This window comes from Clostridioides sp. ES-S-0190-01 (assembly GCF_020658275.1).
GTDB lineage: Bacteria > Bacillota > Clostridia > Peptostreptococcales > Peptostreptococcaceae > Clostridioides.
This window is the reverse complement of record NZ_JACVWA010000040.1, coordinates 1-14,584: the sequence shown is the minus strand read 5'-3', so window position 1 is coordinate 14,584 and position 14,584 is coordinate 1. Positions and strand designations below refer to the sequence as shown.

The window sequence follows — 14,584 nt, the reverse complement described above, 5'->3', positions numbered from 1 at the left end:
ATAGAGCGAATAAAATTAAACAAAACTTAGAAGCTCGTAGAGCATTTAGAAGGACAAGAAGAAATAGAAAAACAAGGTATAGAGCACCAAGATTTTTGAATCGCAAACGACTTGAAGGATGGTTACCACCATCAATTCAAAGCATAGTGGATAATGTTAAAAATTTTATAATAAAACTTAAAAAGTTATGCTATATAGAGACAATCTATATAGAAACAGTAAGGTTTGATACTCAATTAATGCTAAATCCTTCAATTGAAGGAGTAGATTATCAACAAGGCACTCTCTTAGGGTATGAGATTCGTGAGTATCTATTATATACTTATGGCCATACATGTCAATATTGTAAAGGACTCACGAATGACCGTCAATTAGAAATTGAGCATAAGTATCCTAAATCAAGAGGAGGTTCAAATTCTATTAGAAACTTAACCTTAGCTTGTAGAACTTGTAACCAAGAAAAAGGAAATAATACACTTGATGAATGGGTACAATCGCTAAGTAAATCAAAGTTAGATAAAGAAAGAGTAAAAAATATAAACTTAATCTTAAAAACTAATAAACCAGTAAGTCTAAAAGATACTGCTAAAGTAAATAGTAGTAGAAATGCTATTTTAAGAGAAATGTATAAATTAACTTCTAACGTAGTGGTATCTACTGGAGGAGTAACTAAGCATAATAGAGTAAAAGCTAACTTGCCTAAAACTCATTACTATGATGCTTTGTGTGTTAAGGAAACTCCTAAAATCAAAATACACAAAGGGTTGAAGGAGTTATATATAAAATCAATAGGAAGAGGTACAAGAAGTAGAACATTATTAAATAAATATGGTTTTCCAAGAGCATATTTACCAAGACAAAAACAGTTCTTTGGCTATCAATCAGGAGATATGGTAAAAGCCAATATCCCAAAAGGGAAATATATAGGTCAATATGTATCAAATGTAAGCTGTAGAAGTACAGGTATATTTGCAATCTATTCAAAGAAACATGGCAAACAGATAGATGTAAACCATAAATATTTAAAACTAACACAAAAGGGTGATGGTTATAGATATGAGTTGAAGACTCTTGCTTAATAGAAAGAGGGCAAATTCCTCACACCACTGAAGTAGCGTGTCCCCTTTTGCCTTTTTTATGGAGATCTGATTGATATTGTATATGATACAAAAAAATAAGAGGGTGGTGATTATTATTAAAAGTTTAAGATGTATATTTAGGCACCTGTTTTCAAGAGTTAAAGATTGTGAGCTGATTACAACAAGAAGTCAGCAGTATACTTGTAAGATTTGGATGTGTAAACATTGTGGACAAATTGTAGCTGGCTCAACACCTGTATATCATCCTAAAATGGAGAAAAACGAATACTATATAAAGTGTGATCAATTAGCATGTGCTAAGAATGATGAAGGATATTGTAATTCTAAAGATAAAGAAATTGAGTTTAAATCGGTTTGTTTAGATGATGGAAAGCAGTTCTTAAAATGTGAAAATTTTGATTGGGAATAAAAAGAGAATAATGAAACCATATATTATGATGATAAGAAGTTGATTTTTAGGGATGTCTTTTAATTTAGATATCCCTATTTATATAAAAAACTATACTTAAAATATACATAGTGTTAAGGTTTAATTATTGTAATTTCTCCTTAAATTTTTTATGAATCTTTGTTTAAATACACATAGTGTTAAGGTTTAATCTACTAACGTATTAGTGTAGTTGTTTAAATACACAAAGTGTTAAGGTTTAATTTAATTATTGCATCAAAAAAATTGAATAAAAAAAAGACTAATTTAAATACACAAAGTGCTAAGGTTAAAATAATTCATTTCTTAATTTAAGAAATGTTCACAAGATAGTAGTATTACCTAATCTATAGTTAAAAATAGAAAGTAGGTATTGCATTAATAATCTTGAGGTAATTTAATTATAGCACTAAGCTAATTTATTTACAATATTTTATATAGTCAATAAAAATGTTATAATAATTATAAAAAATAACAAATAATAATATACTTATTACAAAACATAGTGTTATAAATATAAAAACTAAAAAGGAGATAGATAAAGGAATGTTATGTGGAGGAAGTATATAAATTTGATATTAGAAATAGATATTCAATATTATAGGAGGAAAGAATTATTATGAGAGCATTATTAAATATGTATGACAGTTGTTCAGAAAATGTTGAGGTTAAGGTAGGCGATTATGTAATAGCAAATATAAATGACTTTGGATTAGAAAAAGGTAAAAAGTATAAAATTTTAGGTATCGATTCTATAGATTTAATAACAGTAGAAGTTAATGGGTGTGCACATGATTATACAATTGAATATTTTAACGAATGTATATACTAATAAGATTGTATTTTATTAGAAAAAGGGGTGGAGTAATTATGCATGGAGAAATAAATGCTGAAGATTATAGATATTTTAAACAACTTCAGGAAGAAAAAGATAATGTATATAAGAATTATGCTAATGGAGAATATATTTCTAAATCACAACTTATTGAATTTTTAAAAAACAAATTTCATGTTTTAAATGAAATAAATGACAAATATAAATTCTATTATGACAGTGCGATATCAACATTAGATGAATTAAATGATCAATTAGCAAAGGGAAATTTTGATGTAGTTAATAAATAATCCAAAATGAGAGTAAAAGGGGAGATAAATATGAGAGTATCAATATATACAAGTGATAATAGTTATACACTACAAGAACAAATAAATAAAGCTTTATCTGAGTGTAAAAATGATAAAGTTATAGATATTAAATATTCTGGAAAAGGAAGTTCGGCTCCTTATAGTAGTGATGAGTATAGTGCTATGATTATATTTAAATAATTAAAATAAAGGAGCGATTTTATGGAGTGCGAAAAATGTAATAGTGAAAATATAGAAGTAATAGAACAAAAAGAAGGTTTGGTATTAAATCCTTATATTTGTGATTATGAGTATACTTGTACTTTAGTTATAAAATGTAAAGATTGTGGACATCAATTTGAAGATTGTATAGCTTAAAGTTTAATAATAAAAAAGAGTTAGCTATTATTTAGATGACTCTTTTTTTATGAGATATGTGTATATGCTTTAAAGAAAGATAAGTAAGCAATTAAGTATATAAAAAATAAAGATAAATATGAGAAAATATTTAATATTTAGAAGAACAAAAATAATCTCAGAAAGTAATAGCTATAAAAGAAAATGGAGAATGGTTATTTACTAATGAAGGTGGAGGGTTTGACCCAGAAAAAGATATTAATGTTCATAGACAAATATATCTTAATTTCTTGAAAGAGTTTAAATGATATTAAGAAGAAGCTATCTAAATTAATAGATAGTCCTTTTTTCTTTATGAAGTCTTGTTTTAACATCAAAATTAAGAAATCGTCCTGATGCCAGTCAGGACGATTTCGATGTTGAATAGTTCTATATTATTTTTTGAATTATGAACTCCACTCTACTAACAATAGATTGTAGTTCTTCTTGCTTCCATTATACTACAAATCTAAGAAAGATAAAAGTACATTAATTTAAATAGACAAAGTGTTAAAGTTTGATTAAAAAATAGCTACGCACACTCGTGACTTTAGTCATGAGTTAGTAGCTAAAATAGTCAGCATATAGGGAAACTTATATGTAGAGATAGGATAGAACCTATCCAATACTACTTGAATTGCTGGAAACCCCTAAAACTAACCAAACTAAAACATAAGGATGAAATAAACCTAAGTGTGAAAGTTACGAAAGTAGAAAAAATTGGTTAGATGATATAAGGTTAAACCCTAAGTACTTTAAAATGGGCAACCAGCAGGTAAGCTCCTAAGTAGGAGAAACTTCAACGACTATTCCTCTTGAGGGAAGTACACTACAAGTTATCGGTAGTGGAAGTGGGTAGACCTTAACGGATAATGCCGAAGGATAAGATATAGTCTGTGTTTGCATGAAAGTGTAAGAAGTTCATAAGAGAACTGCATAGGTAGTAGCGAACTTATGTGAACGACAACCTCAAAAATGATAAAAGTTAAGGGCTTACAGTTCTTATATATGTTATTTAAAAAATAAATATAAAAACCTTCCAAATAATTGTTTTAAATAATTACGTTTGTTAATATTATAATGGGTGATGAAAAATAGAAGTTACTCGGATATGTATATTAATAATCATAAAAAACAATTAAAGTGAGGTGATAGTAGTGGAAAAAGCTTATAAGTTTAGAATGTATCCAAATAAAAAACAGCAAGAGCTAATTAACAAAACTTTTGGATGTTGTAGATTTGTATATAATAAGTATCTTGCTAAAAAAATAGAAGTTTATGAAAACAATAAAGAAACTTTTACTTATAAACAGTGCAGTTCTGATTTGACCAATTTAAAAAAAGAATTAGAGTGGCTTAAAGAGCCTGACAAATTTTCACTACAAAACACTTTAAAAGATTTAGAAAACGCATATAAAAAATTCTTTAAGGAAAATACAGGATTTCCTAAATTTAAATCAAAGAAAACTAATAGATTTTCATATAGAACTAACTTTACAAATGGAAATATTATGCACCTTGGTCAATATATAAAATTACCTAAACTTGGTATGGTTAAAGTAAGAGATAAACAAGTACCTCAAGGTAGAATTCTTAATGCTACTGTATCCAAAGAACCAAGTGGTAAATATTATGTATCACTATGTTGTACTGATATAGATATTGAAGCATTTGAAAATACTAATAATCAGATAGGTTTAGATTTAGGAATTAAAGAGTTTTGTATCTCAAGTTGTGGAGAATTTATAGAAAATCCTAAGTATCTTCAAAAGTCATTAAATAAACTTGCTAAATTACAAAGAGAATTATCAAGAAAAACAATTGGTAGTTTAAATAGAAATAAAGCAAGGTTAAAAGTTGCAAGACTTCAAGAACATATAGCTAATCAAAGGAAGGATTTTCTACAAAAACTATCTACTAAATTAATACGAGAGAATGATATTATTTGCATAGAAGATTTACAAGTAAAGAATATGACTAAAAATCGTAAATTATCTCGTTTAATTTCTGATGTGTCATGGTCAGAATTTGTTTGTCAATTAGAATATAAGGCTAATTGGTATGGTAGACAAATCGTAAAGGTAGGTAAATTCTTTGCAAGTTCACAAATATGCAATAAATGTGGGTACAAAAACGAGGAAATTAAGGATTTAAATATAAGAGAATGGATTTGTCCTTATTGTAATGAAACTCACAATAGAGATATAAATGCAAGTATAAATATACTAAAAGAAGGATTAAGACTAATAAGAGTTTAAAATAAATAACGTATGTAAGAACCGTAGGAACTACGGGGATAGCCTGTGGAGAATTGGTAAGACATATTTTAGTATGCGAAATTCTATGAAACAGGAACCCTGTGACTTTAGTCATGGGAGGTTCAGAGATATAAATAAGCTATTCTTAGAATTAAGAAATACTTATAGTACAGTGAAATTGATTTATATAAATAATATTTAATAGCTAAGAGTAAGAATGCATACTATATAAATATGCTTATAATATTTTATATAAACAATAAAAATATCAAAATTTATTGACAATTTATAAAAAAATACATACAATGATATTAAAATAGATAAAAATGAGGTGTTTTAAATTGAATAAAAATATAAAAAAAATAACTATAGCTGGTCTAATTATGGGTTGTGTATTAGGTCAATGCTTAACTATAAATGCAGAAGAGATAACTATAAAACCTACAGTAGATAAAGAGATTAAAATTTTTGATCTGGCCAATAAATTGGGTCAAAAGGGAACTAAGGTAGAAAGTGAAAAATACGGCTCAGGGTATTCATTAAATTTAAATGATAATTTATTTACATTTTATGAAAATTCACCATATGTTTATGTTAATGGATATATGTTGCCTATAAAAACTAAGAAGATTAAAGACTCAGTTTCTAAAGAAGAATTTAATATTCCTGATGATGACCAAAAATTAAAAAAAGATGGAGATGATTTTCTTATCCCAAAAGAAATATTGGTTAATTATTTAGGATTTAAAGAAGATAATAATGGAATTAAAATTAATGCTATAAATGTAAAGGACCAGGATAAAAAAGAAGAAGATAAGAATGATGTGGATTTGAGTGTTAGCAATGAGGTGTTTAGAAATAAACTGGAAGACTTAGGTTGGATGAAAGATGGCAAAACAACATATGTATATAAGCAAAAAACTGACAAAGGTGATTGGGACGTAGAAATGGGAATTGTAAATGCAGAAAACGATGTAGTTGGATTTGGTTTATTTGCCAATTCCAAAGAATTTGATAGCTCTGTAAAAGAATGCTTTAAGTTGCTTCTGCCAAATAAAGGAGAAAAACTTTTTAATATTGTAAAAGGAAAATTCGAAGACCAAACTTTACAGTTGGATGGCAAGAAAGTCGAAATTAGAAATGGAAGCATGGGAGTTTATGTAGACATTTATAATAAATAATATAAATAAAAAGAAGTTATCTAATTTATAGGTAACTTCTTTTTTACACAAAGTGTTAAGGTTTAATTATGTAAATTCTAATACCCTTTCATTAGTAATGTTTGTTTAAATACACATAGTGTTAAGGTTTAATAAACCCAGAAAAAATAAAAATAGGTATAACCTCTTTGTTTAAATACACATAGTGTTAAGGTTTAATATTAAGTATTTCTTTTACTATAGAATAAACTATTGGGTTTAAATACACATAGTGTTAAGGTTTAATATGCTAATATCAATAAAACCTTGTTGTTTGAACTCGGTTTAAATACACATAGTGTTAAGGTTTAATTTAAAAGAAAAATATGGAATAATTGTAGATTTTGAGTTTAAATACACATAGTGTTAAGGTTTAATTTGAAGATGATATTTATAGTAAATTAAACAAAGTATTGTTTAAATACACATAGTGTTAAGGTTTAATTAAAAATCTACCTTTAGCAATGTTCTTAGAAAAAGAGTTTAAATACACATAGTGTTAAGGTTTAATAAAATTCTTGCATAACTTGTTACATATGCAGATATTGTTTAAATACACATAGTGTTAAGGTTTAATTATTCTTAGTGAGTATGATTTTACAAAGGAAGATGTTTTAAATACACATAGTGTTAAGGTTTAATAGCTGTAAATAAGCCATTTCTTAATTTTAGAAATGCTTATAGTACAGTAGCTTCAATTAATCTAAGCTTTTTATCCCAACTAACAGTTAAAAATAAGAATATAGATATTTCAATAAATACCTTAATTAGATTGGGATAATTTAATTATATCACCATATAAATTAACTTGCAATATTTTATATAATCAATAAAATTCATTAAAAATATTGACAATTTCCAAATAAATACATATTATATAATTAAAGTTAATATTATATAAAAAGGCAACTTTCACGAAAGAGATGTTATAAGATAAATTGTTTTGTATATAATGTATTGGTAAAAAAATTACTATTAAAATAAGAAAATAGAACAGTTTTTTTATAAAAAAACTTATATAAATAGATAGACTCCCTTATTTATAATTAAGTGACAATATTTTACATATTTTTTATAGTATGTATTATATAATGTTTACTATAAATAGAGGGGATATGGAGGGAAATAAAATGAAAAAAATAAAACAATTAGGGATAGTAGCTTTAGCTGGATCTTCTGCTTTAGGAGCTACAATGATGGGTTCTTCTGCCATGGCACCACAAGAATTAGTGCTTGCAGGGGAAGATAGAATAGATACAAGTTTAAAAATAAGTAGTTATAAATGGCAAAATGCAGAAAATGCCGTTTTAATAAATAGCAATACAATTGCAGATGCTTTATGTTCTGCACCTTTAGCTACAGCAAAAAATGCACCTGTACTTTTAACAGAAAAAGATAAGCTAAATACTAAAACAAAAGAAGAAATAAAAAGATTAGGTGTTAAAAACATTTATATAATTGGTAGTACAAATACAATAAGTGCAAATGTAGAAAAAGAACTTAATAATTTAAATATAAATGTAAAAAGAATTGGTGGAACAGACAGAATAGATACAAGTTTAAAAATAGCAAAAGAGTTAGAAAATGTAGATTCTGTTGCAGTTGTAAATGGATATAAAGGTCTTGCAGATGCAGTAAGTATAGCATCTCCAGCTAAAAGTAACACTGCAATTTTATTTGCAGAGAAAGATACTTTAAATAAAAATATAGAAGATTATGCAAAAACTTTTAATAAAACTTATGTAGTAGGTGGAGAAAGTTCTATTTCTAAAAATATAGTAAATAAATTAAAGAATGTAATTAAATTTGCTGGTACAGACAGAACAGATACTAATGCAAAAGTAATGGATTATTTTTATGCAGATAAGGCATTAAATAATGTATTTGTTGCAAAAAACGGGATGTTAGGAGAGGGAGACCTAATAGATGCACTTTCTGTAGGGCCTGTAGGAGCAAAAGAAGATTCTCCAGTGCTTTTAGCGGACAAAGCTTTAAGTACAAGTCAGAAAAATTTTATAAAAAAACATGAATTTAGTAAAGTTACACAAGTCGGCGATGGAGGGAATGAAAATGTTTTTAGAGAAATTTTAAATATATTAAAAGGAGAAGAGACTCCTGGAACTATTACAAATGCAGAGTTTAGAAATAAATTACCTGGACTTGGGTGGACACTTGAGGGTGAAACAACTTATAATTATAAGCAGAAGTCTACCAAGGGAGATTGGTATAACGAATTAGGAATTGTAAATGCAGAAGATAATGTAGTTGGATTTGGCTTATTCGCTAATTCTGAAGAGTTTGATTCTTCTGTAAAAGAGTGCTTTAAACTGCTTCTACCAAATAGAGGAGAAGAACTTTTTAATATTGTAAAAGGAAAATTTGAAGACAAAGTTTTAGAGATGGATGGCAAGAAAGTGGAAATTAAAAATGGAAGCATGGGAGTCTACGTAGACATTTATAATAAATAATATAAATAAAAAGAAGTTATCTAATTTATAGGTAACTTCTTTTTTTACACATAGTGTTAAGGTTTAATAGCTGTAAATAAGCCATTTCTTAATTTTAGAAATGCTTATAATACAGTAACTTCAATTAATCTAAGTTTTTTATTTTAACTAAAAATAAGAATGTATATACTTCAACATATACATCAATTAGATTGGGATAATTTAATTATATAACCATATAAATAAAGTTACAATATTTTATATAAACAAAAAAATGATATAATTAATATAAAAAATAAAATAGAGGTATATATATGAATAAAAATAATTTAGAGTATATAAAAAAATTCCCATGGGATTTAGAATTTATAGAAAAACAAAGCTATGAGATGTGTATAGAGGCAGTAAGACAAGATGGGTTATTAATTGAAGATGTAAAATGGGATGAACTTAATTTAACCAAAGAACAAACTTATAATTTATATCTTCTTTCAGTTAGGGAAAATGGATTAGCACTTAAGTATATAAAAGAACAAACACCCAGAATTTGTATGGAAGCAGTCAAACAAGATGGTAAGGCACTTAAGTATGTAAAAAATCAAACTCCTGAGATTTGTATTAAAGCAGTAAAACAAAATGGATATGCTCTTCAGTATGTAAAGTGGGATGAACTCAGTTTAACCAAAGAACAGATATATAATTTATATTTAGATGCAGTGAAAGAAAATGGATTCGCTCTTAGATATGTAGAGTTGGACGAATTAGAATGTAATCAAACATATGAACTTTGTCTTGAGGCTGTTAAACAAAATGGAAGGGCTTTAATGCTTGTGGAAGAACAGTCTAATGAGCTTTGTACTGAAGCAGTCAAACAAAATGGAAACTCTCTTAGATATGTAAAGTTGGCTAAATTATCAAAAGAACAAATAGAGAAGATATCTCTAATAGCAGTAAGACAAAATGGATATGCTCTTGAAGATGTAAAAGAACAAACTCCAGGAATATGTTTAGAGGCAGTAAAAGAGAATGGATTAGCTTTAATGTATGTAAAAGAACAGTCTAATGAGCTTTGTACTGAAGCAGTCAAGCAAAATGGATTAGCTCTTGGATATGTAGAAAATAAAATATATGAGGTATGTAAAGAAGCTCTAAAACAAAATAAACTTGCAATAAAGTATATAATAGATAAAGAAAAATACTTAAAGGAGTTTGGGATTAAATATTTAGAAGCTCATGGTAAAGTAAGAGAAGTAATAGCGATAAAAGAAGATGGGGAGTGGCTATTTGCTATAGGTTACCAATATAAAATAACTAAGGATGAATTTATAGAAAGAATCTATAATACAGATGGAGGGTTTGATTTAGAGAAAGGTATTAATGTTCATAGACAAGTTTATGTTGATTTCTTGAAAGAGTTTTTAAATATATAAAGATTCATCATTAGATGACTCTTTATATATTGTAAGTAAATTAAAACGGCAAAAAGCCACTCTCGTGCAAAGAGTGACCTACAAGTTGAATTTAAATTTATATTTAAATTCCAAAAATGATTAGCTTCTAATTTTAATTATATCATATGTTGTTTGAATTCACAATAAGCTAAGGTTTAAATAAGTTTATTAAAGAGATGTATGTATTAAAAAACGTCACAAAAAATTAAGAATCACCTGAACGGCCATTCAGGTGATTCTTCAAACTAACGACTAAGTCTTATTAAATGAAGAGACACCCTAACGCAAATAGTTTGTAGTCTCTTTTATATAAGAATAATATTATATGTGTAATTGTAATACAAGTATTATCTTATCTCAAATAGTTCATATAATAATTGTTTGCAATTTTGGCAGTAGCCTTTATACCAGGTTCTAATATGTTTATATTATAAAGTAAAGCTTCAACTTTATCTTTTCTTGATACAGCAGGAAACTTAGAGGCATCTATACTATATTCTTTAAGTATATCAACTATTTCATTTTGTAATTTTTCATTCAGTTCAAAGTTAGGTTTATGATTATTAATAATATTTAATATCTCAGATGGCCTAATTACAGTATTAGGAGTATTATTCTCAATAATAATCTCTTTATTTGCAATAACTATTATAGAAGTACAGTCAATTTTTGTTTCTAAATTATAGCCTCTATTTTTAAGTTCTCTGTTTATTAAGTATTGGTTTATACCACAATGTCTATTATTCTGGGAAGTTATATTATTTATGGGTTCTACGTTCTCATATTTATCCTTTATGTACCAGTTCCCATCTGAAGAAGCTATTAATGTATCTCCAGTAGAACCATAGTTTTTAACTTCTATAACAAATACTCCATTTTTATTTATTATTATAAAATCAGATTCAGAAGTCTCATGTTTTTCTTTATCAATTAGTATATTTATATTTTCTAAGACCTTGTATCTATCATTAAACCATTTTAATTCATTTTTTACAGCTTCTTCTCCCTTAACTCCTTTATTTATAATAGCTAAGTTTTTTTGTATATCATTTATCTCAAAATTATATTCTCTAATCATTTTGTTTAATGATGAATAAGTATCATAATAGCCCTTAACATCGATTGGAAGAAATTCTTTTAGATATTCAACATCTTCTTCATACCAAGCTAAGGATTTAGGGAAATCTAACTTAGAATAATTTAATGTATCTAAGTTTAGATACTCATCAAAATTTAAGTTAGTTTTTTCTTCTTTATATCTTGCTATGTATTCAAGTTCATTTTTAAGCATATCTTGCTTCTCTATTAAATCAAGCTTTAAATTTTTACTTTCTGGAATATCTCTAAGTTTAGGGATAGGTCCTTTTTCCAAGTTATAATCTCTAAGTGTAGATAATATTTCTTCTTTAATAACATTATCCTGTAATTTTCTTCTCAGTTTTAGTTTTGCAAGGTCTCTTTTTTTAATTCTTAAATTATATCCAAATTTACTATGTAGAAAGAACTTGCAAATCAATAAGATGGATAATATTATCCAAATAAATAAAGAAATCCATAAATATACCCTACGAGAAAAGGTATGCATAGTTATTAATTCCAAAAACCATGCTATTGGTAAAACTGGAAGTGAGTATAAATCAATTAAATCCTGTAACATTAGTTATTCCCCCTCTAAAATATATGTCTAATATAAGTTTAGAAGGCGACTCTACAGAAGTCAACCAAAGAATTATTAAACCACGATTTTTCTGTAATTCAGTAGAGAAGTTCATCTTAAATTTAGCTATAGTATCATGAAAATAAAATTATAAAAAATAGAAAAATTTACTATATTTATAATGTGAAAATATAGTTTTATAGAAAATAAATTAAACATAAGGAGAGGATACAATGACTAAACAGGAAAATAATTTAATAAAACATCAGGAGATGGGTTTAGGAATAATAAATAGAAATAAGAATCATTTAAAATATGCTAAGGTTCAAACCTATGAAATGTGCCTTAAAGCTATAGAAAAAATGGGCTGTTACTTAAAGATATAAGATGGGATGAAATTAATTTAACTAAAGAACAGGTCCATAAGTTATGTATTAAAGCAGTAAGAAATAATGGAATGGCTCTACAGTATGTAAAAGAACAAACACCAGAAATGTGTAAAGAAGCAGTTAAAAATAGGGAATTTGCTTTAATGTATGTAAAAGAACAAACAGAAGAATTGTGTATATTAGCAGTGAAACAAGATTATTCAGCTCTTCAATATGTAAAAAAACAGACACCAGAGATATGTATAAAAGCATTAAAAAAGAATGAATTAGCGCTTCAATATGTAGAGTGGCATATGCTATCAGAAGTACAAATAGATAAGATTTGTAGAGAAGCTCTAAAGCAAGATAGGAATTTAATTAGATATATAAAAGATAAGGAAAAATACTTAGAAGAGTTTGATATTAAATATTTAGAAGGACAAGGTGAAGCGAGAGAAGTAATAGCCATCAAGGAAGAAGGAACATGGTTATTTACAGTAGGTTGCCAATATAAAATTACCAAAGAGACTTTTATTGATAGAATCTATAATGAAGATGGTGGATTTGATTTAGAGAAAGGTATTAATGTTCATAGACAAACTTATGTTGATTTCTTGAAAGAGTTTGAATAATACAAGAAGAGCTATCTAAATTAATAGATAGCTCTTTTTTATTACACATAGTGTTAAAGTTTAATTTTTGCAAATTAATGCTCTCTATGTTTAAATACACAAAGTGTTAAGGTTTAATTCTACATATAGTTGTCTTTTATACTCTTTTCTGGTTTAAATACACATAGTGTTAAGAGCAGGGGATACGTTAGTAATTAAGTTTAAATACACATAGTGTTAAGGTTTAATGAAGATTTAAATAAGGCTATAAAGCCACAAATGAGTTTAAATACACAAAGTGTTAAGGTTTAATATATTATAGATACATTAGTAACTAAAGGCGTTACAGGTTTAAATACACAAAGTGTTAAGGTTTAATAATAATGTTGGAATTCTTCTGGGTCACCATTATATTGGGGTTTAAATACACAAAGTGTTAAGGTTTAATAGCTGTAAACAAGCCATTTCTAAAATTAAGAAAATCTTATAATTCAGTAGTTTCAATTCCTATGAGCTTTTTATCCCAACTAATAGTTAAAAATAAAAATATAGATATTTCAATATATACATAAATTAGCTTGGGATAATTTATATTATATCACTAAGTAAATTAACTTATAATATTTTATATAAACAATAAAAATGGTATGATTATTATAAATAAAATTAAAGTATAATATATAATGTTATGAAAATAAAAAGGTGATAGGTAAATGCGTAAAACAGATTTAGAGTGGATAAAAAAATACCCCTGGGGATTGGCACACATGCAAAAGCAAAGTTATAAGATGTGTATAGAAGCAGTAAAGCGACAAGGGGGATTGCTTAAAGATGTAAGGTGGGATGAACTTAATCTAAATAAGAAGAAGATATATAATTTATCAATAATAGGCGAAATACTCCATCCTCAACGTAAGTAGGATGGAGATTAAAGCCTGTAATATAAAAAACTAAAGGAGGTGAAAAAATGATACAGATGAAAGCTTTTAAGTTTAGAATATATCCAAATCAAACTCAAAAAGAAATAATAGAAAAATCTTTTGGATGTTCAAGGTTTGTGTACAATCACATGTTAGCACTTCAAAAAGAAAAATATGAAAATGAAGGTGAGTCATATTCAAAGTATGATTTAATTAAAAAGCTTCCATCACTTAAAAAAGAATATGAATGGCTTAAAGAAGTTGATTCAACCAGCTTGCAAGCTACTATTGATGATTTAGATAGTGCATATAAGAACTTCTTTAGAGAAATTAAAAAAGGTAATAAACAAGGCTTTCCAAAGTTCAAAAGCAAAAGAAATCCTAAAAGAAGTTTTGAAAGTAAATGCGTGAACAATAACATAACTATTAAGGATAACTTAATTAAACTACCAAAATTGAAATGGGTTAAGGCTAAAGTTACTAAAAATATAAATGGCCGAATATTAAATGCTACTGTATCAAAAACACCTACAAGTAAATATTTTGTTAGTATATGTTGTGAAGTTGACATAAAACAATTAGAAGAATCTAATAAGTATATTGGCATAGATTTAGGCTTAAAAGA

13 protein-coding genes, 1 pseudogene and 2 CRISPR repeat arrays are annotated in these 14,584 nt (G+C 26.7%); of the genes and pseudogenes, 13 read left to right on the top strand and 1 reads right to left on the bottom strand.

Annotation, left to right across the window (positions count from 1 at the left end; translation table 11 throughout):
* The 10 genes from iscB to IC214_RS16000 form a co-directional block, all read left to right on the top strand.
* Positions 1–1,079, top strand: a 1,079-nt coding sequence (gene iscB, locus IC214_RS16045; RefSeq protein WP_227866808.1) for an RNA-guided endonuclease IscB, incomplete at its 5' end; no start/stop codon positions are given.
* An 82-nt stretch (positions 1,080–1,161) separates the two neighbouring features.
* The gene (locus tag IC214_RS16040; protein ID WP_227845163.1) at positions 1,162–1,509 is read left to right on the top strand and encodes a hypothetical protein; all 348 of its coding nucleotides are present in this window, start codon (positions 1,162–1,164) and stop codon (positions 1,507–1,509) included.
* Between the two features lie 637 nt (positions 1,510–2,146).
* The gene (locus IC214_RS16035; RefSeq protein WP_227824901.1) at positions 2,147–2,359 is read left to right on the top strand and encodes a hypothetical protein; all 213 of its coding nucleotides are present in this window, start codon (positions 2,147–2,149) and stop codon (positions 2,357–2,359) included.
* Between the two features lie 38 nt (positions 2,360–2,397).
* On the top strand, positions 2,398–2,652 hold the full coding sequence (locus IC214_RS16030; protein WP_227824900.1) for a hypothetical protein: 255 nt from the start codon (positions 2,398–2,400) through the stop codon (positions 2,650–2,652).
* 30 nt (positions 2,653–2,682) lie between these two features.
* On the top strand, positions 2,683–2,853 hold the full coding sequence (locus IC214_RS16025) for a sporulation protein Cse60 (RefSeq protein ID WP_227824899.1): 171 nt from the start codon (positions 2,683–2,685) through the stop codon (positions 2,851–2,853).
* A 21-nt stretch (positions 2,854–2,874) separates the two neighbouring features.
* On the top strand, positions 2,875–3,030 hold the full coding sequence (locus IC214_RS16020; protein WP_227824898.1) for a hypothetical protein: 156 nt from the start codon (positions 2,875–2,877) through the stop codon (positions 3,028–3,030).
* A gap of 1,166 nt (positions 3,031–4,196) precedes the next feature.
* On the top strand, positions 4,197–5,306 hold the full coding sequence (tnpB, locus tag IC214_RS16015; RefSeq protein WP_227824897.1) for an IS200/IS605 family element RNA-guided endonuclease TnpB: 1,110 nt from the start codon (positions 4,197–4,199) through the stop codon (positions 5,304–5,306).
* Positions 5,307–5,647: 341 nt separating this feature from the next.
* Positions 5,648–6,487, top strand: a complete 840-nt coding sequence (locus IC214_RS16010) for an S-layer protein (protein ID WP_227824896.1) — start codon at positions 5,648–5,650, stop codon at positions 6,485–6,487.
* A 37-nt stretch (positions 6,488–6,524) separates the two neighbouring features.
* Positions 6,525–7,147: a CRISPR direct-repeat array (repeat unit 30 nt; unit sequence GTTTAAATACACATAGTGTTAAGGTTTAAT).
* Positions 7,148–7,635: 488 nt separating this feature from the next.
* Entirely contained in the window at positions 7,636–8,973 is a 1,338-nt protein-coding gene (locus IC214_RS16005; protein ID WP_227824895.1) for a cell wall-binding repeat-containing protein, read from the top strand.
* Between the two features lie 293 nt (positions 8,974–9,266).
* The gene (locus IC214_RS16000; RefSeq protein WP_227845161.1) at positions 9,267–10,382 is read left to right on the top strand and encodes a DUF4116 domain-containing protein; all 1,116 of its coding nucleotides are present in this window, start codon (positions 9,267–9,269) and stop codon (positions 10,380–10,382) included.
* Positions 10,383–10,755: 373 nt separating this feature from the next.
* Here IC214_RS16000 and IC214_RS15995 read toward each other — a convergent pair whose 3' ends face one another.
* A complete protein-coding gene (locus IC214_RS15995; RefSeq protein ID WP_227845160.1) occupies positions 10,756–12,060 on the bottom strand; it encodes a nuclease-related domain-containing protein in 1,305 nt (434 codons plus the stop codon).
* 233 nt (positions 12,061–12,293) lie between these two features.
* Here IC214_RS15995 and IC214_RS15990 point away from each other — a divergent pair.
* The 3 genes and pseudogenes from IC214_RS15990 to IC214_RS15980 all read left to right on the top strand — a co-directional run.
* A pseudogene (locus IC214_RS15990) lies at positions 12,294–13,060 on the top strand (DUF4116 domain-containing protein).
* Between the two features lie 87 nt (positions 13,061–13,147).
* Positions 13,148–13,488: direct repeats of the CRISPR family, unit length 32 nt; unit sequence GGTTTAAATACACAAAGTGTTAAGGTTTAATA.
* 264 nt (positions 13,489–13,752) lie between these two features.
* Positions 13,753–13,959, top strand: coding sequence for a hypothetical protein (locus tag IC214_RS15985; RefSeq protein ID WP_227824892.1), 207 nt, complete (start codon positions 13,753–13,755; stop codon positions 13,957–13,959).
* 47 nt (positions 13,960–14,006) lie between these two features.
* Positions 14,007–14,584 (top strand): transposase (locus IC214_RS15980; RefSeq protein WP_227845159.1); only part of this gene is annotated, 578 nt, incomplete at its 3' end.

Bases quoted from the DNA above. Each gene is read 5' to 3' on its own strand.
- IC214_RS16040 (WP_227845163.1), top strand. From the start codon at position 1,162: ATGATACAAAAAAATAAGAGGGTGGTGATTATTATTAAAAGTTTAAGA.
- IC214_RS16035 (WP_227824901.1), top strand. From the start codon at position 2,147: ATGAGAGCATTATTAAATATGTATGACAGTTGTTCAGAAAATGTTGAG.
- IC214_RS16030 (WP_227824900.1), top strand. From the start codon at position 2,398: ATGCATGGAGAAATAAATGCTGAAGATTATAGATATTTTAAACAACTT.
- IC214_RS16025 (WP_227824899.1), top strand. From the start codon at position 2,683: ATGAGAGTATCAATATATACAAGTGATAATAGTTATACACTACAAGAA.
- IC214_RS16020 (WP_227824898.1), top strand. From the start codon at position 2,875: ATGGAGTGCGAAAAATGTAATAGTGAAAATATAGAAGTAATAGAACAA.
- IC214_RS16005 (WP_227824895.1), top strand. From the start codon at position 7,636: ATGAAAAAAATAAAACAATTAGGGATAGTAGCTTTAGCTGGATCTTCT.
- IC214_RS16000 (WP_227845161.1), top strand. From the start codon at position 9,267: ATGAATAAAAATAATTTAGAGTATATAAAAAAATTCCCATGGGATTTA.
- IC214_RS15995 (WP_227845160.1), bottom strand. From the start codon at position 12,060: ATGTTACAGGATTTAATTGATTTATACTCACTTCCAGTTTTACCAATA.
- IC214_RS15985 (WP_227824892.1), top strand. From the start codon at position 13,753: ATGCGTAAAACAGATTTAGAGTGGATAAAAAAATACCCCTGGGGATTG.